A 25,672-nucleotide genomic window follows, 5' to 3' on the forward strand; every position below is an offset into this window, starting at 1 on the left:
CGAGGGTGACCAGTTGCCGTTTGACATGTTATTCTCCGGCGTCGATCTAGGCCGCGCGGACCCGATCGGGTCGCTGCCGGAAGGACACCTCCCCCCATGCCGGTCGTTGCCGCCACGACCTCGCCGCCGAGCCCGCTCGACCGGCCGGGCGCCGCCGCGTTCGCCCTCGTCTTCACCACCACACCAGCCCTGCTCCGGCTGACCTGCGGCCTCTTCGCCGCAGTGGTGGCCCTGGCGGTCCGCACTCCGCCGGTCCGGGTGGCGCTGCTGGTGCCGGCGGTCGCCGTGCTCACCGCCTGGTCCGTCTGGTACGCCGTCCGCGCGCTCCGGCACGGGATCACGGTCGGACTGGTGGCCGGTGACGTCGCGCTCACCACGGCGGCCGGGCTGGCGATCCCGTGGCTGGTCGCGCCGGAGGTGCTGCCCGGCCAGGTGAGCTGGATCGCGGTGCTCGCCAGCACCACCGTGATCAACGCGCAGGCCACCGCCCCGGCCCGCTGGTCGATCCCGGCCGGCCTGCTGGTCACCGCCGGCTACGCGGCCGGTGCGACCGCCGCGGGCAACCCGGTCGAGGCGCGGGCGCACGCGACGACACTGCTGGTGCAGACCGGCATCACCGCGGGGATGACCGCGCTGATGCGGCGTCGGATCGGGCGCGCCGACGCCGCCTTCGCCGACTACCAGCGGCTGAGCCGGGAGGCGGTGGTGGCGCGTACCGCGCGGGAGGCCGAGCGGCGGCAGAACCGCGACCTGCACGACACCGTCCTCGCCACGCTGACCATGGTGGGGCTCGGCGCGGTTCCCGGTCCGTCGGCCGCGCTGCGCGAGCGGTGCGCGGCGGACCTGCGTACCCTTGCCGCCCTGGCGGACGCCCGGTCGGCGCCGCCGGCCGGCGCGGTGGCGCTGGACGACCGCCTGCGGGCGGTCGTCGCCCGGCTGCCCGAACTGCCGGTGTCCGCGGCGCTGGCACCGTGCCCGGTGCCGCCGGAGATCGCCGAGGCCCTCGCCGACAGCGCCGCCGCCGCGCTGGCCAACGTGGTCCGGCACGCGCCGGGCGCGTCCGCCACGCTGCGGCTGGCCCGGGACGCCGACACCGTCGTGGTCGAGGTGACCGACGACGGGCCGGGCTTCGACCCGGCCACGGTCCCGGCCCACCGGTACGGGCTGCGCGAGTCGATCCACGGTCGCATGGCGACGGTCGGCGGGCGCGCCGAGGTGACCTCCGGCCCTGGCGTCGGCACTCGGATCCGGCTGGAGTGGACCGGTGACCACTGACCTCGGCCCGCGCGCTCCGGCCGGGCCGACCGACCGCCTCGCGCCGATCCCGGCCCCGGGCGGTCCGGCCGCTCCGGACGCGGTGGGGGCGGCGACGGCGGTGGCGAGCGCCTCCGACCGGGCCGCCCGGATCGCCGCGCTCACCATCGCGCTCGCCTGGCACCTGGCGATCGACCTGCCGGCGCTGCCCGGCGCCGGGTCCTCGCCCGCCGCCTCGGCCGTGGTCGCCGCGGCCTGGCTGGTGACCGCGGCGGTCGGCGTGGTGGCCGGCGTACGCCTGCTGCGCGGTGGCCTGCCGCCGGCCCGGCGGCTGGTGGCGGTGCTGCTGGTGGTCGACGCGGCGGTCTTCGCGGCGGTCGGGGGCGGGCACCTGTTCGCCGGGGCGAACTGGGCGTGGGGTGGCCTGGTCTGGTTCTTCCTGCTGGTGCTCTGGCGACGGCCGGTCGGGTGGCTGCTGGCGGTGCTCGGCGCGCACGCGAGCATCGCGCTCGCCGCGGTGCTCGCCTCCGGTGCGACCGCGCCGGCTGACCTCGCCCGCTACGCGATGTACGTCTACGGCGTGTCGTCGCTGCCCGTCGCGGTCTTCGTCGGCGGCGCCGCGATCGCCGCACTGGCCCGGGACCGGGCCGGCACGGCCGCGGCGATGCTGGCGGTCGAGGCGGAACGGGTGGCGGCGGAACGGGCCCAGGCGGAGCGGCGAGCGCGGCTGTCCCTGGTCAGCGGCACCGCCGAGGAGGTGCTGGCCGCCCTCGCCGCCGGCGACGCCGACCCGGCCGACCCGGAGGTACGCCGCCGCTGCGTGCTGGCCGCGGCCCGGCTGCGCCGGCTGATCGCCGAGTCGGACGACGTGCCCGACCCGCTGCTGCACGAGCTGCGCGCCGCCGCCGACCTGGCGGAACGGAACGGCCTGCCGATCGAGCTGGTCGCCGTCGGCGTCCCGCCGGAGCTGCCCGTCGAGATACGCCGGCGGCTGGCCGACCCGCTCACCGCGGCGCTGACCGATGCCCGGGACCGGGCCCGGCTGACCGTGGTGGCCGGCCCGGACGAGGTGGTGGTCAGCCTGGTCACCCCCGACCATGACGGGCCGGACGGGAGCGGCCCACCAGGCTCGGCCGGAGATGCGGACGGGGACGGGCGGGTGGAACATGTGCACGAGCGGGACGGGGAGATCAGATGGACGCAGACCCGGTGGCGGCGGACGTGACCGACGAGCGGCCCATCGGTGTGGCCATCGTGGACGACCACCCCGTGGTGATCGACGGGGTACGCGCCTGGCTGGCCAGCGAGCCGCGGCTGCGCGTCCTGGCCACCGGGGACGACCCGGACGTGGTGCTGCGGGCCGCCCCGGAGGCCGAGGTGGTGCTGCTCGACCTGCGGCTGCACGGGCGGATGATGTTCGACAAGCTCGCCGAGCTGAGCGCCGCCGGCCGGCGGGTGGTGGTCTACTCCGAACACAGCGACCCGGACACCATGCTCGCCGCGCTGGACGCGGGGGCGGTGGCGTTCCTCGCGAAGCACGAGGGGCGTGAGCACTGCGTGGCGACCGTGCTGGCCGCGGCGAGCGACCGCCCGTACGTGCCGCCGGCACTGGCCGGGGCGATGGTGGGCGACCCCCGGCCGGACCGGCCGACCCTGTCGGACAAGGAGCGCGAGGCCCTGCTGCTGTGGTTCCAGTCGATGTCGAAGGCGTCGGTCGCCCGCCGGATGCGGATCAGCGAGCACACCGTGAAGCAGTACGTGGACCGGGCGCGGATCAAGTACACCCGGGCCGGCCGGCCGGCGGCCACCAAGGCGGCGCTGCTCGCCCGGGCGATCGAGGACGGGCTCGTCCGGCCGGAGGAGATCGGCATCTACCGGTCACAGGCAGCCACCGACCGGCCGACCCCCTAACGGGTGTCATGACAGCCACCGCCGCGTCGGCCAGGCTCGACGTACCGCCCAACGTCCCCGGGAGGTCGTGACCGTGCAGGAGGACGCCGCACCCTTCTTCATCGGACCGCACCGCTTCGACGCGGATGCGGATGCCACCCGTCCCGCCCTCGACCGGCGGTACGCGCTGGTCCCTGAAACGGGCGAGCAACTGCTCGGGCAGCACCGGCTGCGGATCGCCGGGCACCTGCTCGGTCCCACCGAGAATGTGCCCGCCTGGCGCCTGCCCGAGCCGGCGACGGTCACCGTGACGGACCGGCGGCTGGCGTACGTCTGCACCGGCTCCGAGCTGGCCCTGGTCTCCGGGCGGGACGGCCGGACGGACCCCCGGCACCGACGTCCGCTCCGGCTGTCCCGTCTGGTCAGTGGTCAGATCCGCTGGCAGTGGCCGTCCCGGCTGGAGCTGGTCGACGGCCCGGACGACGAGGTCGAGCTGCTGGTGGTCTGTGACGCGCTGCGCACCATCCGGCAGCCGGCGCTCGCCCTGGCCGGGCCGGACGCCCTGCTCGTCGCGCTGGCCCGCCAGGTACGCCGCGCGGTGGCCGCGTTCCGCCTGGTGCACCCCGAGCTGGTGGACCTCTCCCCGCCGGAACGGGACACCCTGCTGACCCGGGTGGGCGGTGCGCCCGGCCCGGCCCGGGGCTCGCTGACCCTGCCCGGTTCGCTGCCGGTGGAGTTCCTCTCCCGGGAGGACTACTACCGCCCGGCGGCGACCGAGGCGGCGGGCTGGCCCCGGCCGGCGTCCCACGGCCGCCCCGGCTCCGCCTGCTGACCGCTGCTCAGCCGGCCAGGCTCAGCGCGGGTCGGTCGGGGCGGACCCGGGCGCGCAGCCGGCGCAGCATCCGGGCGTCGGTGAAGCCGACCGCGCGGGCGGCGGCCTCCACGGTGGTCCCGTGCCCGATCAGGTGCTCGGCCCGTTCCACCCGCAGCAGCTGCTGGTAGGCGAGCGGGGTCAGCCCGGTGGCCTGCCGGAACAGCCGGCTCAGCGTGCGCTCGGCGACCCCGCAGGCGGCGGCCAGCTCGGCCAGCGGCAACGGTTCGGCGTAGTGCGCGTCGATCAGGTCCTGCGCCCGGTGCACGGCGTCGGACAGGTGCGAGCGGTGTCGCATCATCGCGCTGGCCTGCTGCTCGTGGCCGTTCCGGCGGGCGTACACGACGAGGGCGCGGGCGATCCGGGCGGCCGCCGCCGGGCCGTGCCGGGTGGCGACCAGGTGCAGCGCGACGTCGATGCCGCTGGCGATGCCGGCCGAGGTGACCACCCGGTCGTCGACCACGTAGAGCACGTCCCGGACCACCCGGGCCGCCGGGTGCCGCCGGGCCAGCTCGTCCTGCACCTCGTGGTGGGTGGTGCAGCGCCGCCCGTCGAGCAGGCCGGCCCGGCCGAGGGCGAAGGCGCCGGCGCACACGCTGGCCACCGTGCCGCCGGCCGCGTGGTGGTCGGCCAGCCGCCGCAGCTCGTCCGGGCCGACCGGCCCCGCCGGTCCGTGCGCCGACGGCCGCCACCCGGGTACGACCACCAGGTCGTCGCGGTCCAGCGCGGGCCATTCCCGCTCGGCCCGCAGGGTCACCCCCTGCACGGTCGGCACCTCTTCGGTGGCGGCGACGTAGTGCAGGCGGTAGCCGTACCCCTGGTCGGCGGCGGTGGAGAAGACCTGGGCCGGGCCGGCGAGGTCCAGCAGGTGCAGCTGCGGCACCAGCAGGAAGACGACGGCAACAGGGCGCGGCGCGGCGCCGGACGCGCCGAGCTGGAGTCGTCGCACGACCTGGCCCACGAGGTCAGGCTCCGGCCGGCACCGCGCCGACGACGGCTCCAGGTCGCGGCGCGGCGCCAGACGCGCCGAGCTGGAGCCCCTGCACGACCTCGGCGACGGTACGCACGGTGGCGAACCGGCCCGCCAGGGCGTACTCGGTGCGGGCGACGATCTGCTCGGTGGACAGGGTGCGGGGGTCGGCGAGGATCTGCTCCAGGGTGGCGTCCGCCGGCAGGTCCCGGTGCGGGGTGGGGAAGGTGACCGTCGCGTCGGTCACGAAGGTCATCTCGTAGCCGAGGTCGCAGCCGACGCGGGTGGTGGTCTCCACGCACTGCTCGGTGCGGATGCCGCAGACCGTGAGGTCGCGGATGCCGGCCAGGGTGAGGAGCTGCTGGAGGTTGGTGGTGGTGAAGGCGTTGTGCGACGTCTTGACCAGGGTCGGCTCGCCGGCGACCGCGGCCAGGCCCTCGATCAGCCGGACGTGCCCGTTGGCCGGGTCGAAGAGGCCGCCGCTGCCCGGCTCGGCGTGCAGGACCCAGACCACCAGGTCGCCCCGGCGGCGGGCGGCGTCGACCAGCCGGTTGACCTGGTCGACGATGTCCGGCTGCGAGGCGTACGCCCAGATCGGGCGCTGCCGGAAGGACTCCTGGACGTCGATGACGACGAGTGCTGCTCTGCTCATGGCTTTGATCCTGGCCGGGCGGGTGCCCGGGCGGCAGGCACCATCATGCCCGGATGCGGAACGATCCGGCCACCGGACGTACCGCGGCTCGCCGGAGCCGGGCCGGCGCCGCTCGGTCCGCGCGGGCCGGCCCGGTCGGCGATCCATCCACGTCATCAGGTTCGTAGTCACCCGAGGAACATGTCCCGGCCGAGCCCGCGGCGACCAGCGAGCGGCCGGCGCGGGCGCCGGCCTCCCGCCGAGTCAGGAGGTTGCGGTGCGACGGCCAGGTCGGTCCAGCTCGGCGGCCCGCTCTGGGCTGGGGGCGGTGCCGCCGAGGTGGGCGGGCTGCCACCAGGCGTCGTCCGGGCCGGCCGGCTGCTCCGGGTACTCCCGCTGGGCCCGGTCGACCAGCGCGCTGAGCCGGTTCCTCAGCTCGGCGGTCATCGTGGTGGCGTCCGGGTATCCGGCCGGGTCCATCGGCTCCCCCACCAGGATGGTGATCGGGGTGTGCCGGCGGGTGAGGGTGCGCGGGCGGCCCTTGGTCCACAGCCGCTGAGTGCCCCAGAGGGCGACCGGCAGCAGCGGCACGCCGGCCTGCTGGGCCATCCGGGCCGCCCCGCTCTTGAGCTCCTTGACCGTGAAGGAGCGGCTGATGGTCGCCTCCGGGAAGACGCCGACCACCTCGCCGCGCCGCAGCGCGGACACGGCGGTCTGGTACGACCCGGCGCCGGCCGCCCGGTTCACCGGGATGTGCTTCATGCCCCGCATTAGCGGACCGGAGACCTTGTGCGTGAAGACCGACTCCTTGGCCATGAACCGGACCAGGCGGCGGGACTCGTACGCGCCGTACCCGCAGAAGATGAAGTCCAGGTAGCTGACGTGGTTGCTGGCCAGCACGGCGCCGCCGGTGCGCGGCACATGGTGGCTGCCGGTCACCTGCAGGCGCAGGTCGAGGACCCGGAACATCGTTCTGGCGGCGGCGATCACGGGCGGGTACACGAGTTCCGGCATCCGCCAACTTTACCGTGAGTAGGTTACCCAACCGTAGGGACGCCTCATGCCGCTCCCGCTCTGCCCTGGGCAGAGCCGGGTCGCCGGCCGGCCTCGGCAGGGGCCACCATGGCGGGATGACCGAACGCGGGGTGCTGCTCTGGATCCACGGTGGCGGCTGGCGCGCCCGCTACCACGAGGACGGCGCCGCGCTGGCGCCGCTCGGGCTCCGGGTGGTCGCGGCGACCTACCGGTTCGTGTCCGAGGCGCACTGGCCGGCCCAGCTCGACGACGTACGCGCCGCCGCCCGGGCCGCCCGGGCCGCGGCGGACGGGCTACCGTTGCTGGTCGGGGGCGACTCGGCCGGCGGGATGCTGGCCCTGCACCTCGCCCTGCGCGGGGTGGACCGGCCGGGCGACGTGACGGCCGGGCTCGCGTACTGGGCGCCGGTCGACCCGCTGGACCCGCAGTGGCGGCGGTTGCGCCGGCACGACGACCCGTGGGCGGACCTGCTCGGGCATCCGCCCGCCGCGGGCGGCACGGGCACCGTCGACGCCACGGTCGCGTCCCATCTCGGGTCCGGCGTACCGGTGCTGCTGGTGCAGGGGCGCGAGGACGCGTCGGTGCCGGCCGCGCAGTCGGTGGCGCTGACCGGGCAACTGCTCGCCGCCGGTCACCCGGTGCACACCTGGGTCACCCACGGCGGGCACGCCCTCGACCTGGCCCGTCCGGACATCCGCGCGGTGACCGCCGCGTTCCTGGACACCGTCCTGCCGCCCGCCCGACCCGACTAGCGTCAGGGCATGCCCGACCTAGCCGCGATCGTCATCCACTGCCGCGACCCCTATCTGCTCGCCCCGTTCTGGAGCGCGGTCACCGGGCTGCCCGTGGTCGAGGAGGACCGGGTGCGGCTCGCCGAGCGGTCGCTCGCGCCGACCGAGGCGGTGCTGCTGCGCGACCCGTCCGGGCGCCGGCCGGACATCTGGATCAGCCCCGCCGACGACCTGCCGGCCCGCGGCCGGATCCACCTCGACCTGGTCGGTGACGCGGAGGAGCGGGCCGCGGTGCTGGACGCGGGGGCGACGGTGGTCCGCGAGCTGCCCCGGTGGACCGTGCTGGCCGACCCGGAGGGGAACGAGTTCTGCCTGCTGCCCCGCACCGAGGCGCACCCCGACCCGCTGGTGCCCGGCCACTGAGCACGCGGCGGCGCCGCCGACCCCGCGGTCGGCGGCGCCCCGGACGATCGCCTCACTGGGCGGCCAGTTTGTGCAGGTCCACCCGGCCCCGGGCGAAGGCGTCCACCCGCCCCCACCGGCCCGGGATGTCCAGCACCTCGATCCGTCCCATGCCGACCGGCAGCCGGGGGTCGACCGCCAGGTGCCCCTCGTGCGGCTCCAACCCCAGCATCGTCCGGATCAGCAGGAGCGGGGTTCCGGTCGACCAGGCCTGCGGGCTGCACGCCGTCGGATACTCCACGGGGAACTTGGTCAGGTCCCGCGGATAGCCGCCGAACGCCTCCGGCAGCCGGCCGTCGAAGTACCGGGCCGCGTCGAGAATGCCGTTGGCGATGACGGCGGCCTCGTCGGCGAAGCCGTACCGGCGCAGGCCCCAGGCGATGAAGGAGTTGTCGAACGGCCAGATCGTGCCGTTGTGGTAGCCGATCGGGTTGTAGCGGACCTCGCCCTCGGCCAGGGTGCGCACCCCCCAGCCGGAGAAGAGCCGCGGCCCGAGCAGGTGGTCGGCGAGCTTCCGTGCCCGGTCCGGCTCGACGATGCCGCTCCACAGCAGGTGGCCGATGTTGGAGCTGAGCACGGCGCACTGCCGGCCGTCCGGGTCCATCCCGAGGGCGTAGTACTCGCCGTCCGCCACCCACCAGTCCCGGTTGAACCGCTCCCTGAGCTCCGCCGCCTCCCGCTCCAACTGGTCGCCGAACGCCGGGTCGTCCCAGAACTCCCGGGCCAGCCGGGCGGCCCGCATCTTCGCGTCGTACGCATACCCCTGCACCTCGCAGGTGGCCCGCGGGAACGGCGGCAGCGTGCCGTCGCGGTACGAGATCGAGTCCCACGAGTCCTTCCAGCACTGGTTCTCCAGGCCGGTGTCGGTGTTGCGCCGCTCGTACCAGATGTAGCCGTTGCCCACCAGGTCGGCGTAGCTGTCCACCCACTTCAGCGCCGCCCGGCACTCCGCTTCCAACTCCTTGACCAGCGCCACGTCGCCGGTCCACTTCTCGTACTCGTCGAGCAGCACCACGAACAGCGGGGTCGCGTCCACCGAGCCGTAGTAGGGCGAGTGCGGCTGCTCCTCGAAGGCGGCCGTCTCGCCGTAGCGCATCTCGTGCAGGATCCGGCCCGGGTCCTCGTCCCGGAAGTCGTCGAACCGGGTGCCCTGCAACGCCCCGAGGATCCGCAGCGTGGTCTTGGACAGATCCGGCGCGAACGGCAGCACCTGGAGGCAGGTCAGGATGCTGTCCCGGCCGAACATGGTCATGAACCACGGCAGGCCGGCGGCCGGCAGCGTCTGCCCGCCGAGCGACAACGGCGAGAAGCGCAGCGCCGCCAGGTCGATCAGACTGCGCCGGTACGTCGAGCAGACCTCGCGGTGCTCGCTGTTCACCTTCGGCGCCTTGTCGATCCACTGCTGCAGGTCCTGCTCGAGGGCCAGCCGCTCGACGCCGTGCGTCCGCAGCCCCATCCGCAGGTCCCGACCGCCCGGACCGACCGCGAAGGTCTGCACGTCGATGCCCGTTTCCCACTGCTCGTTCGGTTCGAGGTGGACGCTGAACGCGAAACCGTTCCGGTCGTACCGGGCCCGCTGGGAGGCCTGGATCACCGTCTCCCGCTTGAAGTTGCCCCGCCGGTAGCCCAGCCGCAACCGGTCCGACTCGGCCTCGGCGTAGATCTCGCCCTTCTTGTTCAGGATCTCGTCCTTGACCTGGAACAGGTCGGCGAAGTCGGAGGCGGCGTCCATCCGGATCTCCAGGTCGACCGGTTTCTCGTCGTGGTTGAGGATGGTCAACGTCTCCCGGAAGCTGCCGCCCACCGCCCGCTCCCGGATGATCGACAACTTCGCGTCGATGTAGTGGGTGGCCATGCCGGGCACCAGGAAGAACCGTGCCTCGTAGTACTGGAGATCGTCGTACGACAGCGCGTTGAGCCGCTCACCGTTGACGGTCAGCACCCACTTGGAGAGGAACCTCGTGTCGATGGCGAAGAGGCCGGTCGGCTCGCTCGGCGTCGCCTCGATGTCGCCGGTGTCCTCGGACACCACGAACGTGTTGCCGTCCAGGATCCGGACGGTGTCGGTGCCCGCCATTCAGGAAACCCCCCTCTGGAACGCGTGGTGCGGCCCGCGGGAATCCGGCGGACCGGGGAAGATCCGTTCGATCTGCAACACCAGCCGCAGGTCGCCCAGGACGGTCATGTCGCCGCGCAGCAGCGCCGCGATGGCGTTCTCCTGGCCGCTGACCAGCTCGCCGAAGAGCCTCGGCCCGGTCCCGACGACCGTGTCCGCCTCCTGGTCCTCCTGCCGGACCCGGAGCTTGCCCCGGTCGATGTGCAGCAGCCAGTGTGTCGTGTGCGCCCCCTCGTGCAGGTCGAAGCGCAGGGTGCCGCTGGTCTTCGCCAACAGGGGCTCGTACCCCCGCCGGTCCAGGTCCTCGAAGAACCTCGTGGTCGCGTCCACCATCGGGTCCACTCCTCCCGCGATCCGCGGCGTTCGACGTCCGAGGAGGGGTGCCCATCGGGTACGAGGTCAATCTCGCCCGGTTCGGGTGAGTCGCCGGCTCGGCGACGTCGGACCCGGGCGATAGCCTGCGGGCGGCGGACGAGGAGGGAACATGGCGGCGGTCCCGGAGATCGGCCGGAAGCAGGTCCTGGCCTACCGGGTGGCGGCCCAGCAGCTCGACCGTCCGGGTGCCGGCCCGGCCGGCCTGGACGTGCTCGACCTGGGCGCGCAGGACACCCCGTACGGATCGGCGCGGCTGGCGTTGGCGGCCCGCGTGCCGGCCGGGGTGGCGCTGGACGACGACCGGCTCGAGCTGGTCTGGTCGTGCCGGGGCGCCCCGCACCTGCACCGGCGGGCCGACCTGCCGGCGCTCGCCGCCGCGACCTGGCCGCTGAGCGACGCCGACGCGGCCCGGCGGCTCCCCGCGCAGATCCGTGCCGGCGCGCAGCTCGGCCTGGCCGGGTTCACCGCGGTCGCCGAGGCGTTCCGGGCGGCGGTGACCGCCGAGACCGACAAGGGCGAGGTCAGCCGGGCGGTCACCGACCGGATCCCCGCCGAGTTGAGCTACGACTGCGCCGGGTGCCACGCCCGGCACGTGTCCGGGGCGCTGTTCCAGCAGGCCGCGCTGGCCGGCGGCGTACGCCTGGTGGTGTCCGGCCGGGCCGCCCGGCTGGCCCCGCTGGCGGAGCGGCCGCCGGCGCCCGCCGCGGCGGCCGGCACGGACGCGCTGGTCCTGGCCTACCTCCGGCTGCTCGGACCGGCCACGGTCGGCGACGCGGCCGGCTTCCTGGGCGCCTCCGCCACCGAACTGCGCCGCGTGTGGCCGAGGGACGCGCTCGCCGAGGTCCGGGTCGGCGGCCGGTCGGCCTGGCTGCCGGCGGACCGCCTCGACGCGCTGCGGGCCGCCGAGCCGGCCCGCCTGGTCCGGCTGCTGCCGACCGGCGACCCGTACCTGCAGGCCCGCGACCGCGCGCTGCTGGTCCCCGACAAGGCCCACCAGCAGCAGCTCTGGCGGATGCTCGGCAACCCCGGCGCGCTGCTGGTGGACGGCGAGGTGGCCGGCACCTGGCGCGTTCGGCAGGCCGGACGGGGGCGGCTCGACCTGAGCGTCACGCCCTTCGGGCCGCTGCCGAAGCGGGTGGGCCGGGAGATCGAGGCGGAGGCGGCGACCGTCCGGGCGGCCCGAGCAGCGGCCGAGGTGCGGGTGACCGTCGAGCCGGCCTGACCGCGCCCCCACGAACCACGACCGCGTCCAGGGGTCTTGACCGCGCGAAGCGGGGCAGCGAACGCCGGCCCCCGGAGGACCGGGGGCCGGCGTCACCGCGGCGGGCGGGTCAGTTGTTCGGCTCGTCGGCGCTGATGTCGGCGAGCACCGACTGGGGCTCCCGCTCGACGGCGAGGTCACCCATCGACACCAGTCCGATCAGCCGGCCGTCGTCGACCACCGGCAGCCGCCGGACGGCGTACGTCCGCATCAGGTCAGCGGCCGCCACCGCGTCGTCATACTGGCTCACCGTCACCACATCCTTGCTGGTGATCTGGTTGAGCCTGGTCGTGGCGGGGTCCATGTTCTCGGCGACGCCCCGGACCGTAATGTCCCGGTCGGTGACGATGCCGACCACACGGTCACCATCGGTCACCACCACGTCGCCGATGGCGCTGTCGCGCATCTCCTGCGCCGCGGCGGTCAGGGTGTCGTCGCCGTCCATCGTCACCAACCGGGTCGTCATGAACTCTCCGACCGTTGTCATGGTGCTCCCCTCTCGGTGTCGGCACCGCGGTCTACCCGCCGCCCCGGTCGGGGTAACGCGCGGGTTCAGGGGCGCGGGGGCGCGCCGTAGACCCGCTCGACGTGCAGCCGCAGCACGAGCCGACGCTCGTCGACCATGGCCCGCCGGAAGTCGTCCCAGTCCGGGTGTTCGCCCTGCACCGCCCGGTACAGCCCGACCAGTTCCTCGACGGTCGGGTCGTCCGGTCGCTCGGCCACCGGGCTCAGCTCGGCCCGCGCCTCCGCCACCGCGTACGCCCAGCCGTCCGCGCTGCTGACCTGGAAGCTGGCCCGGGGGTCCCGGCGCAGGTTGGCGGTCTTCGCCCGGTCGTCGGTGACCGAGATCCGGATCACGCCCTGCCCCCGGTCGAAGGCGTGGACCACGTTGGACAGCTGGGGTCGGCCGTCCCGCTTGATGGTGGCGAGCACCCCGATCCGGCGGCTCGCGAGGAGATCGGTCAGGGCCTGCTGGGTCTGCGCGTCCGCCATGGGGGCCTCCCGGGTCGGCTGGTCGGGTTCGGCCTCCATCTCAGCGCATTCCCGGCCGGCGTGCCCGACGCACCGGCCGGGCACGCCGGGTCGGCTCAGCGCCGCTCGGCGGCGACCAGCTCGGCGAGCTGCACCGCGTTGAGCGCGGCGCCCTTGCGCAGGTTGTCGTTGGCGCAGAAGAGGGCCAACCCGTGCTCGACGGTCTCGTCGGCCCGGATCCGCCCGACGTACGTCGGGTCCTGACCGGCCGCCTGCAGCGGGGTCGGCACGTCCGACAGGGCCACCCCGGGCGCGCCGTCGAGCAGTTCACGGGCGCGGGCCGGGGTGATCGGCCGGGCGAAGCGGGCGTTGATCTGGAGCGAGTGTCCGGTGAAGACCGGCACCCGGACGCAGGTGCCGGAGACCTTCAGCCCGGGAATCTCCAGGATCTTGCGGCTCTCGTTGCGCAGCTTCTGCTCCTCGTCGGTCTCGAAGGAGCCGTCGTCGACGATCGAACCGGCCAGCGGGAGCACGTTGAAGGCGATGGGACGGGCGAACGAGCGCGGCGCCGGGAACTCGACGGCCGTGCCGTCGAAGGTGAGCCCGGCGGCGTGCTCGGACACCTTGCGGACCTGCTCGTCCAGCTCCGCCACGCCGGCCAGGCCGGCGCCGGAGACCGCCTGGTAGGTCGCGACGACCAGGCTGACCAGCTCGGCCTCCCGGTGCAGCGGGCGCAGCACCGGCATGGCGGCCATGGTGGTGCAGTTCGGGTTGGCCACGATGCCCTTGGGCCGGTCGGCGATGGCGTGGGGGTTGACCTCGGCGACCACCAGCGGCACCTCGGGATCCATCCGGAACGCCGAGGAGTTGTCGATGACGACCGCGCCGGCCTCGGCGACCCGGGGGGCCAGCTCCCGGGCGGTGCCCTTGCCCGCCGAGAAGAGCACGATGTCCAGCCCGCGGTAGTCCGCGGTGGCCGCGTCCTCGACGGTGACCTCGCCGTCCCGCCAGGGCAGGGTGCGCCCGGCCGACCGCGCCGAGGCGAACAGCCGCACCTGCTCCGCCGGGAACTCGCGCTCCGCCAGCACCTGCCGCATCACGCCACCGACCTGGCCGGTGGCCCCCACAATGCCGATCCTCATGCCCGCGAGGCTACCCAGCCGGGCGGGCGGACCGGGAAGGCTTTCCATCGGGCGGGCCGCCGGCCGGTGACCCCGCCGGCCTGCCGGCGGGCCGGTCCACCTGCAACGACAGCGCTCCGGGACGGCTCGCCCCGGAAGATCGCCCGCCGTCGGCCGGTCCCGCCGGAGCATCCGCGTCCCGCCGCCGGGTGCCGGCGGCGGCCGGACGCGACCGGAATCACACCCCGCCGGCGGGCCCTGGTGCGAAGGCACCAGGACCCGGCCGAGCCGGGGCGTGGGCGGATCAGGGTGTGTGGTCGACGACCTCGCCGAGCCCGGTGGCGACCAGCTCGTCCCGGGTGACCGCCGCGTCGCCCTCCACGACCAGGGTGAGCGACTCCGGGTGCAGGTGCGCCGCGGCCGCCGCGGAGACCTGGTCGACGTCGGCGGCGAGCAGCGCCTCGCGCAGCCGGGCGTGGTAGTCGTCCGGCAGGTCGTGCACCACCAGCGTGGCCAGCGCCGAGGCGATGGCCCGCGGGGTCTGCAGCTCGACCGAAAGCTGGCCGGCCCGCCAGAAGCGGGCCACCGCCAGCTCGTCCTCGGTCACTCCCTCCGCCCGGGTACGCGACACCTCGCCGACCGCCTCCACCAGGGCCGGGGCGGTCACCGCGGTCTGCACCCCGGAGCTGATCGCGAACCGGCCGAACCGGCGGGACGAGGCGAAGTCGCCGCGGATGCCGTACGTGTAGCCGTGCACCTCGCGGAGCAGATGGTTCAGCCGGGAGGTGAACGCCCCGCCCAGCACCGTGCCGGCGAGCGTGGTCGGCACGTGGTCGGGGTGGGCGCGGTGCGGGGACGGGTGCCCCAGGCGGAGCGTGGACTGCACCGAGCCGGGACGGTCGACCAGGATGATCCGGCGCCGGTCGTGCCGCGGCACCTCGATCGGGCCGCCCTTCTCCACCGGCCCGCCCCCGGCGCCCGCGAACGCCGTCGCGCCCAGCGCGTCCAGGTCGACCCGGTCCAGGTCGCCGACGACGATCAGGGTGCCAGGGCGGATGAACCACTCGGAGTGGAAGACCGTGACGTCGTCCACGTCCAGCGCGGCCACACTGTCCGGGTCCCCGTACATCGGGCGACCCCAGCGGTTGTCCGTACCGAAGATGTCGCCGCGCAGCACCGCGTCCGCCCGGGGGCCGGGGTTGGCCCAGTCCATCCGCAGCGCGGTCGCCTCGTCGTCGCGGACCCGCAGCACGTCGGTCGGGTCGAGCTTCGGCGTCCGGACGGCCTCGGCGAGCAGCTCCACGGCCGCGCCCAGCCGGTCCACCGGCACCTGCACGCTGACCTGGAAGGAGTCCCAGTCCAGCCCTGTCACCAGCTCGGTGCCGAGCGCCTCGATGGCCAGCGCGTACGCGGTGGCGTCCCGCTGCGCGGTGCCCTCCTCCAGGGCCTTGGCGAGCACCGCGCCCAGCCCTTCCTTGCCGACCGGCTCCCGGCCGGCGCCGGCGTCGAGGAGCAGCAGCGCGACCGCGAGGTTCTGCCCGGGCAGGTGCGCCGCGACGACCTGCCCGCCGGCGACGGCCCGGCGGACCACCTGCGGGAACCGGTACGGGCGGGCGGCGCCGGGGCCGGGCCGTTCAGTGATCAGCGTCATGCGGCCTTCTCCTCCGGCACGTAGATCAGGGTCACCCGGTCGTGTTCGGGACGGAGCAGCTCGGCGGCCTGTTCGGCGATCTGCTCGGCGGTGACGGCGAGCCAGGCCGGCAGCCGCTCGCCGGCCTTCGCCGGGTCGCCGAACTGGGTGGCGTACCGGCCCAGCGTGTCCGCCCGGCCCTCCACCGTGGACATCTGCCGCCACCACGTGGTGCTCAGCAGGGCCTTGGCCCGGTCCAGTTCGGCGGCGGTCACCGGCACCGTGGCCAACTCGTCGACCACCTCGGCCAGCCCGTCGCGCAGCCGCTCGGCGGTCACCCCGTCCCGGGCGGTGGCGGTGGCGATCAGCGGGGCGGGAGCGTGGGCCAGGTCCACCCCGTACGCCCCGATCAGGTCCGGCTGAGCGATCCGCTCCCCGTCCGCGAGGCGCTGGTAGAGCCGGCTGCCCCGGCCGCTGCCGAGGACGGTGGCGAGCACCGTGGCGACGTCGTACCCGGGGGTGCCGAACGGCTCGCTGCGGTGCGCCACGTACACCCGGGGGGCGGGAACGTCGGCGGTGACCGTCTCCCCGGCCGGTCGCCCGGCCGTCGGCACCGTCCGGCCGTCCGGCGCGGCGGGGATGTCGGCGCGCGGCGGGATGCTGCCGAAGTACTTGTCGGCCAGCGCGAACACCTCGGCCGCGGTGGTGTCGCCGACCACGGTGAGCACCGCGTTGTTCGGCGCGTAGTAGGTCTGGTGGAACGCCTGGAAGGTGGGCAGGCCGGCAGCGTTCAGATCGGCCATCGACCCGATCGTGGCGTGGTGGTACGGGTGACCCGGCGGATAGAGCAGCGGCAGCAGGCGCAGCCAGGCGTCGCCGTACGGGACGTTCTCGTACCGCTGGCGGCGCTCGTTCTTGACCACCTCGCGCTGGTTGTCCAGCGTCTCCTGGGTCAGCGCCGGCACCAGGCCGCCCATCCGGTCGGCCTCCAGCCAGAGCGCCAGCTCCAGGTGCTCGGCCGGGACCGTCTCGAAGTAGTTGGTCCGGTCGGGGTTGGTGGTGGCGTTCAGCGAGCCACCGGACCCCTGGATGAGCTTCATGTGCTCGGTCTTCGCCACGTTCACCGAGCCCTCGAACATCAGGTGCTCGAAGAGGTGGGCGAAGCCCGTCTGTCCCTCCGGCTCGTGCCGGGAACCCACGTCGTACCAGAGGTTCACGGCGACCGCGGGGGCGGTGCGGTCCTCGCTCACCACCACGCGCAGGCCGTTGTCCAGTCGGGTCGTCTCGATCGGCCAGGGGTAACCGCTGTCGGGCATGGCACGACGCTATCCGATCTCACGGGCGGAAAGGGGACGGGCGGGGGCATCGTCGCCGCGCGGCGGGGTACCCACCGGGCATGCCCGACCCCGCGTCCACCGCCGTCGAACGCGCGGCCGCCGCGCTGGCCCGCCGGCGGCACGCCCGGCTGCTGCATCCGGCCGGCCGCACCTTCTCCGCCGAGGTGATGATCTGGGGTACGCCCGGCCCGCCGACCGGGGTCCCGCTGTTCGACCGGCCCGGACGGTGGCCGGCCACGGTCCGCCTGTCGAAGGGGGTCGCCACGCCGGGTAGCTGGCCGGACGTGCTGGGGCTGGGCGTGCGGCTGCACCGGGAGGCGGAGCCGCCGGTGGATCTGCTGGTGAGTTCCAGCGCCGCCCCGCCCGTGCTGCGCCACCTGCCGCTGCCCCGACGACGCTTCACCGGGACGTACAGCTCGATCATGCCCTTCCGCGCGGGCCGGCGCCGGCTCCTGCTGGCGGCGCTGGCCGACCCGGACGGGCCGGAGCTGGGCCGCAGCCTCGCCGAGGTCGCCGCGGCGGTCGGCGCCGACCCGCCGCGGCTGGTGCTGGCGGTGGCCTCGGCGGTCGGGCCGTGGCGGCCGTTCGGGCAGGTCTGCCTGGACGGCCAGCGCGGCGCGCGCGAGGACGTCGCGCTGGCCTTCGATCCGATCGGCAACGTGCCGGCGGGCCTGCGGGCGGAGGGGCTGCTCGCCTGGCTGCGCGCGACCACCTACCGCGGGTCCCGCCGGGCGCGGGGGGCGTCCGCTCAGTCCGGGGGCTCGATCGGGCCCACGGTCTGATCCGACGTGCGCCGCTCAAGCATGGTGTCCGGGGCGACGTTCCGGTCCTCCCGGGTGTCCGATTCGGCGAGGATCGCGTCGGCCTGGGCCTCGGGGTCCTCGCTGCCCACCGCCGCCTCCTCGGGCAGCAGGTGGGCCCGGGACTCGATCCGCTCCTGGTCGCTCTGCTCCTGACTCATGCCGTCCCCATACCCCGTGCGGGGCGAGCCGGAACAACCTCCGCCCGACCCCCGCTTCCCACCATCCGGAACACGCCGGAACTTTTTCGAGCTGGTTTCCCTCCCGCGATACGGGACAGTCGGACGGCCCGCCGCCCAGATCCGGCGCGGGCGGGCCGGTGAGCGCATCACGGAAGTTGAGCGGCGGGTCCGGGCGCGCGGACGATGGAGTGAGCCCAACCCGTCGCGTCGGGTACGCTGGCTGGCGTGACGCGGTCGTATCGATGGTTTAGGCAGCCGGCTGGAGGAGCCGGTGACTCGACCATGATCTGACGTCACTCCTCTTCGAGCCGGCCGGGCAGGGATGATTCCCTGCCCTTTCGCGTACGAGCAGCCGGCTCGACCTCGGGCGCCGGCCCCGGGGCACGGTCGGCGGAAGGAACCCCACCGTGACGACCCCGGACGCCCATCGGGTCATCGACCAGCGGATCGACCGTGTCGTACCGCTGACCACCCCGGCCCTGCTGCACCACCACCTGCCCCTGGACGCGGCGTTAGCGGACGCCGTAGTGGCCGGCCGCCGCGCCGTCGGTCGGGTGCTGGACCGTGCCGACGACCGGCTCCTGGTCGTGGTCGGCCCGTGCTCGGTGCACGACCCCGCCGCCGCCCTCGACTACGCGGGCCGGCTGCGCGAGGCCGCCGACCGGCTCGCCGACGACCTGCTGGTGGTGATGCGGGTCTACTTCGAGAAGCCGCGCTCGACGGTGGGCTGGAAGGGCCTGATCAACGACCCGGGGCTGGACGGCTCGGGCGACGTCAACACCGGCCTGCGTACGGCCCGGGCGCTCCTGCTCGACGTGCTGCGGCTGGGCCTGCCGGTGGGCTGCGAGTTCCTCGACCCGATCACCCCGCAGTACATCGCCGACACCGTGGCCTGGGGGGCGATCGGCGCCCGGACCGTGGAGAGCCAGGTGCACCGGCAGCTCGCCTCCGGCCTGTCCATGCCGATCGGCATGAAGAACCGCCCCGACGGCAGCATCTCCACGGCGGCGGACGCGATCCGGGCGGCCGCCGTACCGCACGTCTTCCCCGGCATCGACGTCTCCGGCACCCCGGCGATCATGCACACCCGGGGCAACGCCGACGGTCACCTGGTGCTGCGCGGCGGGGGCGGACGGCCCAACTACGACGCGGATTCGGTGGCCGGAGCGCTGGACCTGCTCCGTACCGCCGGCCTGCCCGAACGCGTGGTGATCGACGCCAGCCACGCCAACAGCGGCAAGGACCACCGCCGCCAGCCGCTGGTCGCCGCCGACGTGGCCGCCCAGCTGGCCGCCGGGCAGCGCGGCATCGTCGGCATCATGCTGGAGAGCTTCCTCCAGCCCGGCCGCCAGGACCTCGACCCCACGCGGGAGCTGGAGTACGGCAAGTCCGTCACCGACGCCTGCATCGGCTGGGACACCACCGCCGACGTCCTCACCGACCTGGCCCATGCCGTCCGCACCCGCCGCGCCACCCTCCCCACCCCCGCCTGACGAACTCCCCCACCGCCCCACCCATCCCCTGCTGATCATGAAGTTGGCGGCAGTTGTGGAGATCCACATCGCCGCCAACTTCATGATCAACGGGCGGATGCACGGGCAAGACAGCGCCGCCCCGGCCGGGAGGCCGGGGCGGCGCTGGGGTGTCGGTGTGCAGGTCGCCTCTCGGCGAAGTGGCACGACGCGGCTCCAGCCGGACGGTATTCCGCGAAGGCAGATGGGGTGAGGCCCGGGGACACTGGACACACCGACGCTCTGCACAACCACCGGTACGCGTCCGCTGTTCCAGCCGGTGCGGTGACCGCCGTCACCGCACGCCGGGCCGCGACCGGCGACGTTTGACCGATTCGGCCCGGGGTAGCTGACCGGGGTGACCGACGAAGCGCCCGTGACCGAGCAGCCGGACACCCGGCAGCTCGACGAACTGCTGGACGACATCTACCACGGCCAGGAGCGGATCACCCAGGCGGACATCTACCGCCGGGCGGTCGCCGCCGAACTCCCCGCGGAGCTGCTCACCCGGATCGCCGCACTCCCCCAGGGCGAGTACGCGGTCGACGAGGTGGCCGACCTGCTGGGCGGCACCGTGGCCTGAACGGCCTGCCGGTCGGGTAGCCGCCGCGCCGGACAGCCGCAGCGGGCCGGGTACGCGCCGCAGCGGCCGGCGCGTAGGCCGCGGCGTCGGCCGACTGCACGACGGAGAGGACAGTGGGATGACCGACCGGGACGAGGGGCACCGGGAAGCGCTCGGCCAGCCGCCGACGGCGGCACCCCCCGACGCTGATCCGGAGTTCGCGGAGGAGCACGAGGAGACCTCGGTGGACGAGGACATCATCACCGGCGAGGACGAGGGCCGTCGCGAGACCGAGTCGCCGCGCGGCTGGGCCGGCGAGGACCACGGCACCAGGGCCACCTGAGCGGCACAGGCGACGGGGCAGGCACCGCTGTGCCCGCCCCGTCGCCGGGCGGGGTCACTTGTCGCGCTGCCCGCCCTGGGCCGCCTGCTGGGCGACCGCGTACCCCATCTGGAGGAAGTCGGAGGCGGCCACGGCGGTCAGCGCGGTGGCGACCAGCCGGGTCAGCCGGGGTGCCAGCACCAGCCCGCCGGTGAGCCCGGTGGCGACCCAGACCGCGAGGCAGAACGGGCAGCTCAGCAGCTCCCCGACCGCGTGCCGGGTCGCGCTGCCCTGGTCGCGGACCTGCTCCATCACCTCGCCGCTGCCGATCGGGTGGTCGTAGCGGGTGAACGGCGCGCGCAGCGGGCTGGTGATCGCGTCCTTGGAGAGCAGCCGGCTGAGCTTGTGGGTCGCGATGGAGAGCAGCACCACGTCCGCCGGGGACGGCCGCTCCGGCACCGGCCGCCCGGTCAGCCGGACCACGCCCACCAGCGACGCGGTGACCGTCGCGTAGGTGCCCATCGCCGCCAGGTAGCCGCCCAGCGGCCGATGCTCGTGCGGCGCGTACGCCTGGCGCAGGCGCGCCACCTTCTGCTTCAGGCCACTCCCGGTCACCCGGCCTCCTCGGTTCTCGTGGCGCCGCCGGGTCAGCCGGCGGTCAGGTTGTCGGCCACCTCGCGGGCAAGGTTGGCCAGCGTCTCCTCGGCCAACCCGGGGCCGTCCGCGCCGGCGAGGTCCAGCTGTACCCGGGCGCCGCCGGCGTCGACCGACTCCACCCGGATCTCCGCCGACCAGTCGGGCGCGGAGTCGCTGTACCAGGTGGCCCGCATCTGCTCGATGCTGATCACCTCCGGGCGGCGGCTGCCGTCCTCGCGGAGCGGCTCGGGCAGCCACGCCGCCGCCCGGTCGGGGTCGATGGCCGTGTTGAAGACCACCTCGGGCGGCGCGGACATCCCCCGCTCGGCGTGCGCCGCCATCAGGCGCCCCGCAACCGGCTCGGGTCGACCTCCCGGCCCGGGTGCCGGGCGAGGTACTCCGTCTCCAGCTCGGCGGTGCGCCGCAGGTGGTTGGCGAGCGCGGAGTCGGTGGCGTGCCGCAGGGTGTCCAGCCGGGTCCGGTGCAGGCTGGACATCTCCCGGATCAGGTCCTCGTCGCCCAGCTCGGCGGGGTCCACCCCGAGCAGCTCGCCGTCGACGTCGCTCAGCGTGGCGTCGCTGCGGGCGTGGTCGCCGTCCCACTCGGGCATCCGCTGCTCCGGGCTGGCGTCCCCGGGCCGGCGTACTGATTCGGTCATCGTCGCCCCCTCGTCTCGTTCGGGCTGGCGTCTAGACGGATGCCCACCCGGGATGCCACCAAACCCCGCCACCTACGACACCGCGTCGGAGACGGCGGCCGGTCCCGGTACCCTCGAAGGCATGAAGCGGCTCTGGACACCGGCGTGGATCGCCCGCCACGTGGCCATGGTCGTGCTGGTCGGGGGTTTCCTCGGGTTGGGCTGGTGGCAGGTCACCCGGGCCGCCGAGGGCAACACGCTGAGCTTCGGGTACGCGATCGAGTGGCCGGTCTTCGCCGGTTTCGTGATCTTCCTGTGGTGGCGTGAGGCGCGTCACGCGCTGCGGGGGCCGCGGGCGGACGAGCCGACTCCGGCGCCGCCGGCGGCCGCCGGGCCGGAGCCCACCCCCACCACCCCCGTGGTACGCCGACCGGTGCGGGTCAGCCGGGTGCCGGCGACCCCGGTCGAGGCGGTCGAGGACGGCGACCTCGCCGCGTACAACCGCTATCTGTCATGGTTGAACGCCAACCCGGGCGCGCGGCCCGGCGACTATCCCGGCTGAGGGCCGGTTCGGAAGGACGGACGACGGTGGGCGGAGCGCTTACCCGGTACCGCGTGATCGCCTGGATCGTGGGCGTCGCGCTGGCGGTGCTGGTCCTGATCGGCATGCCGCTGAAGTACGGCTTCGACAAGCCGACCGTGGTGGCCGTGGTCGGCACCGCGCACGGTTGGCTCTACATGCTCTACCTGGCCGCGACGTTCGACCTGTCGCGCCGAGCCGACTGGCCGCTGAAGCGGATGCTGCTGGTGATGCTGGCCGGCACCGTGCCGTTCGTCTCGTTCTACGCCGAGCGCCGGGTCAGCAACTGGCAGGCGGCCCGGCCCCGCACCCCCGAACCGGTCGCCGGCTGAGTCACCGGTTCGGCCGCCACGGGTCGGCCGAGACCACCGGGTCCGCCCAGCCAGCACCGTGGCGGATCCCCTCCCGGGCCCGCTTCAGGGCCCGGGTGACCTGGCCGAACTGCCGCTCGTCGTCGCTGCTGAACAGCAGCACCTCGGTGCCCCGGTGCAGCCCCCACAGCTCGTACGCCGGCGGCCGCCAGCGGTCGCCGATCAGGACCAGCACCAGCGGCAGCAGGCCCACCGCGCCCAGCGCCAGGTACGCGGACGCGGTGAGCCGTTGCAGCCCGCCGGTGAAGCCGAGCAGCACCCCGACCGCGCCGATCAGCGCGGCGGTGACCACGACCGCCTGGACGGCCAGCCGGTCGTGCGGCCCCCGGGTGGTCCAGAGCTGGGTGAGGTCGGCGACCCGCCAGCTGTTGCGGCCGACGGTGAACCGTTCCGCGGTGACGACGATGCCGGGCCGGGCGTAGAGCAGGGTCGGGGGGGTCGCCTGTGGCGATCGGGGCGGGCGGGTGGTGGAGCCATCGCTCTGCACGGCGTCCTCCAGGGGTCGCGCGCCGGGTCCTCCGCGCCAGCCCTGACCTGTGCCGATGCCGCTGACGGGAATCCCGGCTCCGCGCTTCATTGTGTTGGGGCCGCGCCACCCCGGCCCGGCGTTTCCCTGTTCCCCCGGACCCGCACCGACGGGGATTCCGTCAGGAAACAGAAGCCATTTCGGTCTATGTCGTGACTTCGCGACGGGGTACCTGGCGACATCCGCCGAGAACGACGAATGGGGCGAGCCCCCACGATGCGGCCATCCAGCGCGGGGGCCGCGACGCCCGGACGGCAAATCGGTCACAAAGCGTCACGGTCATCAGCATCACTTCCTGACACTTTGCCAACATTCGTCCCTGCTTCAACTGCCGGCCACTCCTGTCCCGGGTTAGGTTGGGCAGGCCGGTCCGGTCGACCGCCATCCACCCGGATGGCCCCGGGCCGGTGTCGCCGGGTCGCCCAGCGCCCCGGTCGACCGTGGGAGAGGAGCTTTCCGCTCTTGTCGTCCTTACGGATCCTGCTGCGCTCGCTGGCGGTCGCCGGCCTCTCGGCCGTGCTGATCGCCCCGGCGTCGGTGGCTCGGGCCGAGCCCACCCCCGCCGAGCTGACGAAGCAGATCGAGAAGTCCTCGACTGAGCTGGAGCGAATCGTCGAGTCCTACAACAAGCTCAACGAGGACATCAAGGCCAACCAGGCGACCGCGGCCGCGTTGCAGGCCAGGATCGGCCCGTTGCAGGCGCAGGCCGAGCGGAGCCGCGCCGACGTGGGCGTCCTCGCCGTCACCGCGTACAAGACCGGTGGGCTGCGGGCCGCGCAGGCCCTGCTGGAGCCGAGCGGGCCGGCCTCGCTGCCGGAGCGGCTGGGCACCCTGGACCAGCTGACCCGCCAGCGCCAGCAGACCATCGCCGGCTTCACCGCGGACCAGCGCCGGCTGATCGACCAGAAGACCCGGCTCGACGCCACGCTGGCCCGCCAGGCGGCCCAGGCGAAGCAGCTCGCCGCCGCCAAGAAGAAGATCGAGGCCGACCTGGCCCGCCTCTACCAGCTGCGGCGGCAGGCGTACGGCCGGGCCACCGAGGCCCCCGCCTCGTCCAGGTCCGCCGGCAGCCCGCCGGCCGTGTCCGGCTCGGCCGGGGTGGCGGTGCGCTACGCGTACGGCGCGGTCGGCAAGCCGTACGTCTACGGGGCCGACGGCCCGGACGGCTACGACTGCTCCGGGCTCACGCTGGCCGCCTGGCGGGCGGCCGGGAAGTCGTTGCCGCACAACGCGGCGATGCAGTGGAACGCCACCTCGCGGATCAGCCGCAGCTCGTTGCAGCCCGGTGACCTCGTCTTCTATTCGGGGCTGGGGCACGTGGCGCTCTACGTGGGCAGCGGCCAGATCATCGACGCGCCCAGCGCCGGCCGCAACGTCAACAAGCGGGACATGGACATCATGTCCATCGCCGGCTACGGCCGGGTGCGCTGATCCTGCAGCGCCCGCGCGGGCTCCAGTACGGCGAACGGCCGGCGTCCCCCTATCGGACGCCGGCCGTTCGTCTTGTCATTACTACCAGCTCAGGCCGCCTGCAGCCCCTCGGCCCGGGCCAGCTCGCGGAGCCGGCCGAGGGCCTGGATCTCCAGCTGGCGGATCCGCTCCCGGGACAGCGAGAACCGCGACGCCACCTCGGTCAGCGAGTGCTCCCGGCCGTCCTCCAGGCCGTAGCGGGCCCGCATGATGCCGGCCGACCGGTCGTCGAGGTGGTTGAGCAGACCCTCGATGCGCTGCCGCTCCAGCCCGGTGAGGACGATGTCCTCCGGCGACGGGGCGTCGCTGTCGGCGACCAGGTCGCCGAGGTTGGTGTCGCCGTCGTCGCCGACCGGGGTGTCCAGCGAGACCGTGTCCTGCGACCAGCGGACCAGCTCGCTGACCCGCTCGACGGTCACGCCGAGCGCCGTCGCGATCTGCTCCGGCTCCGGGTCGGTGCCCAGCTCGCGGGTGAGCTGCCGGGTCACGTTCCGCATCCGGTTGACGTCCTCGACCAGGTGCACGGGCAGCCGGACGGTCCGCTCCTGCTGCGCGATGGCCCGGCTGATGGCCTGGCGGATCCACCACGTCGCATAGGTGGAGAACTTGTAGCCGCGCTCGTAGTCGAACTTCTCGACCGCCCGGACCAGGCCGGTGTTGCCCTCCTGGATCAGGTCCAGCATGGGCATGCCGGACCGCACGTACCGGCGGGCGATCGACACGACCAGTCGCAGGTTGGCGCGGATGAACAGGTCCTTCGCGCGCTCACCCTCGACGACCAGCCGCTCCAGTTCCTCCCGCTCGACGCCGACGGGGACGCGGTCCTCGCCGAGCAGGTGCTCGGCGTAGAGGCCGGCCTCGATCGCCTTGGAGAGGTCGACCTCCTTGGCGGCGTCCAGCAGCGGCGTCCGGGAGATCTCGTGCAGGTAGACGCCGACCAGGTCGCGCTCCTCGGCGACCTCGTCGGTACGCATGCCGATGTTCTTGTCCACGATTGCCACGGTCCCCTCGCTCGCGCCGGTTGCCCGGTTCCTTGCCATCCCCACGTTCATCAGCCCTCCCCGTAACCTCTGCTGTGCCCGTAGGTGCTGACACCTACACAACAGTTGAGACGCGTCGGGGATTCCATGTCGTGAGTCGAAACTGTCACGAATGCCTGAGTAGTAGCTGAGAGCCCGGTCCATGTTTGCTGTCAGGACCCCCGCTCGGGTGGCTCACGCACGCCCCGGTCAGAAGGCGGTCGGAGCAGCGGAATCGTCGTCCGCCCCGGAAATCGCACCATTGCGAATTCCATGAACACAGCGACCCGCGTCACCGCGACATTGCGATCCTGGTCACTGCGAGATACGCGTCCGCGCGCCGGGCGGTTCAGCCACGGGTCAGGATTACCCCACGCTTCGATGAACAATCCGCAGCGCG

General features: G+C 74.2%; 30 protein-coding genes. 14 read left to right on the forward strand and 16 right to left on the reverse strand.

Going from position 1 to position 25,672, the window contains the following annotated elements; translation table 11 throughout:
• Nucleotides 1-96 precede the first annotated feature (96 nt).
• From ACY34I_RS11620 to ACY34I_RS11635, 4 genes are all read left to right on the forward strand, one after another.
• Nucleotides 97-1,275 (forward strand): sensor histidine kinase, encoded by a 1,179-nt coding sequence (locus tag ACY34I_RS11620; RefSeq protein ID WP_462754705.1) that lies wholly within the window; start codon nt 97-99, stop codon nt 1,273-1,275.
• Nucleotides 1,276-1,321: 46 nt separating this feature from the next.
• Nucleotides 1,322-2,479, forward strand: coding sequence for a hypothetical protein (locus ACY34I_RS11625; protein WP_462754863.1), 1,158 nt, complete (start codon nt 1,322-1,324; stop codon nt 2,477-2,479).
• Complete coding sequence (locus ACY34I_RS11630; RefSeq protein WP_462754706.1) at nt 2,449-3,165, forward strand: response regulator transcription factor; 717 nt, start codon at nt 2,449-2,451, stop codon at nt 3,163-3,165. The genes ACY34I_RS11625 and ACY34I_RS11630 overlap by 31 nt, the downstream gene beginning before the upstream one ends.
• Nucleotides 3,166-3,238: 73 nt before the next feature.
• Nucleotides 3,239-3,976 (forward strand): hypothetical protein, encoded by a 738-nt coding sequence (locus ACY34I_RS11635; RefSeq protein ID WP_462754864.1) that lies wholly within the window; start codon nt 3,239-3,241, stop codon nt 3,974-3,976.
• A 7-nt stretch (nt 3,977-3,983) separates the two neighbouring features.
• Here ACY34I_RS11635 and ACY34I_RS11640 read toward each other — a convergent pair whose 3' ends face one another.
• The 3 genes from ACY34I_RS11640 to ACY34I_RS11650 all read right to left on the reverse strand — a co-directional run bounded on the left by ACY34I_RS11640 (nt 3,984) and on the right by ACY34I_RS11650 (nt 6,630).
• Entirely contained in the window at nt 3,984-4,976 is a 993-nt protein-coding gene (locus tag ACY34I_RS11640) for a GlxA family transcriptional regulator (RefSeq protein WP_462754707.1), read from the reverse strand.
• Nucleotides 4,977-4,980: 4 nt separating this feature from the next.
• A complete protein-coding gene (locus tag ACY34I_RS11645) occupies nt 4,981-5,637 on the reverse strand; it encodes an isochorismatase family protein (protein WP_462754708.1) in 657 nt (218 codons plus the stop codon).
• Between the two features lie 243 nt (nt 5,638-5,880).
• On the reverse strand, nt 5,881-6,630 hold the full coding sequence (locus tag ACY34I_RS11650) for a lysophospholipid acyltransferase family protein (protein ID WP_462754710.1): 750 nt from the start codon (nt 6,628-6,630) through the stop codon (nt 5,881-5,883).
• A 116-nt stretch (nt 6,631-6,746) separates the two neighbouring features.
• Here ACY34I_RS11650 and ACY34I_RS11655 point away from each other — a divergent pair, with 116 nt between their 5' ends.
• Nucleotides 6,747-7,403: an alpha/beta hydrolase gene (locus tag ACY34I_RS11655; protein WP_462754712.1), complete on the forward strand. Its 657-nt coding sequence runs from the start codon at nt 6,747-6,749 to the stop codon at nt 7,401-7,403.
• A gap of 9 nt (nt 7,404-7,412) precedes the next feature.
• Nucleotides 7,413-7,805 (forward strand): VOC family protein, encoded by a 393-nt coding sequence (locus tag ACY34I_RS11660; RefSeq protein ID WP_462754714.1) that lies wholly within the window; start codon nt 7,413-7,415, stop codon nt 7,803-7,805.
• Between the two features lie 52 nt (nt 7,806-7,857).
• Here the strand turns inward: ACY34I_RS11660 and ACY34I_RS11665 are convergent, their stop codons facing one another.
• Nucleotides 7,858-9,921: an amylo-alpha-1,6-glucosidase gene (locus ACY34I_RS11665; protein WP_462754715.1), complete on the reverse strand. Its 2,064-nt coding sequence runs from the start codon at nt 9,919-9,921 to the stop codon at nt 7,858-7,860.
• Complete coding sequence (locus ACY34I_RS11670; protein ID WP_462754717.1) at nt 9,922-10,293, reverse strand: SCP2 sterol-binding domain-containing protein; 372 nt, start codon at nt 10,291-10,293, stop codon at nt 9,922-9,924.
• Nucleotides 10,294-10,444: 151 nt separating this feature from the next.
• Here ACY34I_RS11670 and ACY34I_RS11675 point away from each other — a divergent pair, with 151 nt between their 5' ends.
• Nucleotides 10,445-11,557, forward strand: a complete 1,113-nt coding sequence (locus tag ACY34I_RS11675; RefSeq protein ID WP_462754718.1) for a DNA glycosylase AlkZ-like family protein — start codon at nt 10,445-10,447, stop codon at nt 11,555-11,557.
• Between the two features lie 109 nt (nt 11,558-11,666).
• Here ACY34I_RS11675 and ACY34I_RS11680 read toward each other — a convergent pair whose 3' ends face one another.
• The 5 genes from ACY34I_RS11680 to ACY34I_RS11700 form a co-directional block, all read right to left on the reverse strand.
• On the reverse strand, nt 11,667-12,083 hold the full coding sequence (locus ACY34I_RS11680; protein ID WP_073836006.1) for a CBS domain-containing protein: 417 nt from the start codon (nt 12,081-12,083) through the stop codon (nt 11,667-11,669).
• A gap of 65 nt (nt 12,084-12,148) precedes the next feature.
• Complete coding sequence (locus ACY34I_RS11685) at nt 12,149-12,589, reverse strand: PPOX class F420-dependent oxidoreductase (protein WP_462754720.1); 441 nt, start codon at nt 12,587-12,589, stop codon at nt 12,149-12,151.
• Nucleotides 12,590-12,684: 95 nt separating this feature from the next.
• Nucleotides 12,685-13,710: an aspartate-semialdehyde dehydrogenase gene (locus tag ACY34I_RS11690; protein WP_462754721.1), complete on the reverse strand. Its 1,026-nt coding sequence runs from the start codon at nt 13,708-13,710 to the stop codon at nt 12,685-12,687.
• Nucleotides 13,711-13,993: 283 nt separating this feature from the next.
• Nucleotides 13,994-15,340, reverse strand: a complete 1,347-nt coding sequence (locus tag ACY34I_RS11695; RefSeq protein WP_462754723.1) for a M16 family metallopeptidase — start codon at nt 15,338-15,340, stop codon at nt 13,994-13,996.
• The gene (locus ACY34I_RS11700) at nt 15,337-16,635 is read right to left on the reverse strand and encodes a M16 family metallopeptidase (protein WP_462754725.1); all 1,299 of its coding nucleotides are present in this window, start codon (nt 16,633-16,635) and stop codon (nt 15,337-15,339) included. Before ACY34I_RS11700 ends, ACY34I_RS11695 begins: the two co-directional genes overlap by 4 nt.
• Nucleotides 16,636-16,715: 80 nt before the next feature.
• Between ACY34I_RS11700 and ACY34I_RS11705 the strand changes: the two genes are divergently transcribed.
• Nucleotides 16,716-17,438: a phosphodiesterase gene (locus tag ACY34I_RS11705; RefSeq protein ID WP_462754726.1), complete on the forward strand. Its 723-nt coding sequence runs from the start codon at nt 16,716-16,718 to the stop codon at nt 17,436-17,438.
• Here ACY34I_RS11705 and ACY34I_RS11710 read toward each other — a convergent pair.
• On the reverse strand, nt 17,405-17,617 hold the full coding sequence (locus tag ACY34I_RS11710) for a hypothetical protein (RefSeq protein ID WP_148796967.1): 213 nt from the start codon (nt 17,615-17,617) through the stop codon (nt 17,405-17,407). The two genes, ACY34I_RS11705 and ACY34I_RS11710, sit on opposite strands and share 34 nt — an antisense overlap.
• Before the next feature lie 428 nt (nt 17,618-18,045).
• Here ACY34I_RS11710 and ACY34I_RS11715 point away from each other — a divergent pair, with 428 nt between their 5' ends.
• From ACY34I_RS11715 to ACY34I_RS11725, 3 genes are all read left to right on the forward strand, one after another.
• On the forward strand, nt 18,046-19,131 hold the full coding sequence (locus ACY34I_RS11715; protein ID WP_462754727.1) for a 3-deoxy-7-phosphoheptulonate synthase: 1,086 nt from the start codon (nt 18,046-18,048) through the stop codon (nt 19,129-19,131).
• A 367-nt stretch (nt 19,132-19,498) separates the two neighbouring features.
• Entirely contained in the window at nt 19,499-19,732 is a 234-nt protein-coding gene (locus ACY34I_RS11720; protein WP_370517966.1) for a hypothetical protein, read from the forward strand.
• A 118-nt stretch (nt 19,733-19,850) separates the two neighbouring features.
• Nucleotides 19,851-20,054 (forward strand): hypothetical protein, encoded by a 204-nt coding sequence (locus ACY34I_RS11725; RefSeq protein ID WP_462754729.1) that lies wholly within the window; start codon nt 19,851-19,853, stop codon nt 20,052-20,054.
• 54 nt (nt 20,055-20,108) lie between these two features.
• Here the strand turns inward: ACY34I_RS11725 and ACY34I_RS11730 are convergent, their stop codons facing one another.
• The 3 genes from ACY34I_RS11730 to ACY34I_RS11740 are packed head-to-tail and all read right to left on the reverse strand — an operon-like array spanning nt 20,109 to nt 21,327.
• Nucleotides 20,109-20,648, reverse strand: a complete 540-nt coding sequence (locus tag ACY34I_RS11730) for a DUF1360 domain-containing protein (protein WP_462754730.1) — start codon at nt 20,646-20,648, stop codon at nt 20,109-20,111.
• A 32-nt stretch (nt 20,649-20,680) separates the two neighbouring features.
• Complete coding sequence (locus ACY34I_RS11735) at nt 20,681-21,010, reverse strand: hypothetical protein (protein ID WP_148796955.1); 330 nt, start codon at nt 21,008-21,010, stop codon at nt 20,681-20,683.
• The gene (locus tag ACY34I_RS11740) at nt 21,010-21,327 is read right to left on the reverse strand and encodes a DUF6158 family protein (protein ID WP_462754731.1); all 318 of its coding nucleotides are present in this window, start codon (nt 21,325-21,327) and stop codon (nt 21,010-21,012) included. Before ACY34I_RS11740 ends, ACY34I_RS11735 begins: the two co-directional genes overlap by 1 nt.
• A 121-nt stretch (nt 21,328-21,448) precedes the next feature.
• Here ACY34I_RS11740 and ACY34I_RS11745 point away from each other — a divergent pair, with 121 nt between their 5' ends.
• Nucleotides 21,449-21,868, forward strand: a complete 420-nt coding sequence (locus ACY34I_RS11745; RefSeq protein ID WP_462754732.1) for a hypothetical protein — start codon at nt 21,449-21,451, stop codon at nt 21,866-21,868.
• 26 nt (nt 21,869-21,894) lie between these two features.
• Nucleotides 21,895-22,218, forward strand: a complete 324-nt coding sequence (locus tag ACY34I_RS11750) for a DUF3817 domain-containing protein (RefSeq protein WP_148796949.1) — start codon at nt 21,895-21,897, stop codon at nt 22,216-22,218.
• A 1-nt stretch (nt 22,219) separates the two neighbouring features.
• On the opposite strand, the gene ACY34I_RS11755 is transcribed toward ACY34I_RS11750, so the two are convergent.
• Nucleotides 22,220-22,744: a DUF6232 family protein gene (locus ACY34I_RS11755; RefSeq protein WP_462754733.1), complete on the reverse strand. Its 525-nt coding sequence runs from the start codon at nt 22,742-22,744 to the stop codon at nt 22,220-22,222.
• A 501-nt stretch (nt 22,745-23,245) separates the two neighbouring features.
• On the opposite strand from ACY34I_RS11755, the gene ACY34I_RS11760 reads away from it, so the two are divergent.
• The gene (locus tag ACY34I_RS11760) at nt 23,246-24,214 is read left to right on the forward strand and encodes a C40 family peptidase (RefSeq protein WP_462754735.1); all 969 of its coding nucleotides are present in this window, start codon (nt 23,246-23,248) and stop codon (nt 24,212-24,214) included.
• Between the two features lie 89 nt (nt 24,215-24,303).
• Here the strand turns inward: ACY34I_RS11760 and ACY34I_RS11765 are convergent, their stop codons facing one another.
• Nucleotides 24,304-25,293 carry a sigma-70 family RNA polymerase sigma factor gene (locus ACY34I_RS11765; RefSeq protein WP_462754866.1) on the reverse strand — a complete coding sequence of 330 codons (990 nt, stop codon included), beginning with the start codon at nt 25,291-25,293 and terminating at the stop codon, nt 24,304-24,306.
• Nucleotides 25,294-25,672 lie beyond the last annotated feature (379 nt).

This window comes from Micromonospora sp. RTBAU3-60 (assembly GCF_054963695.1).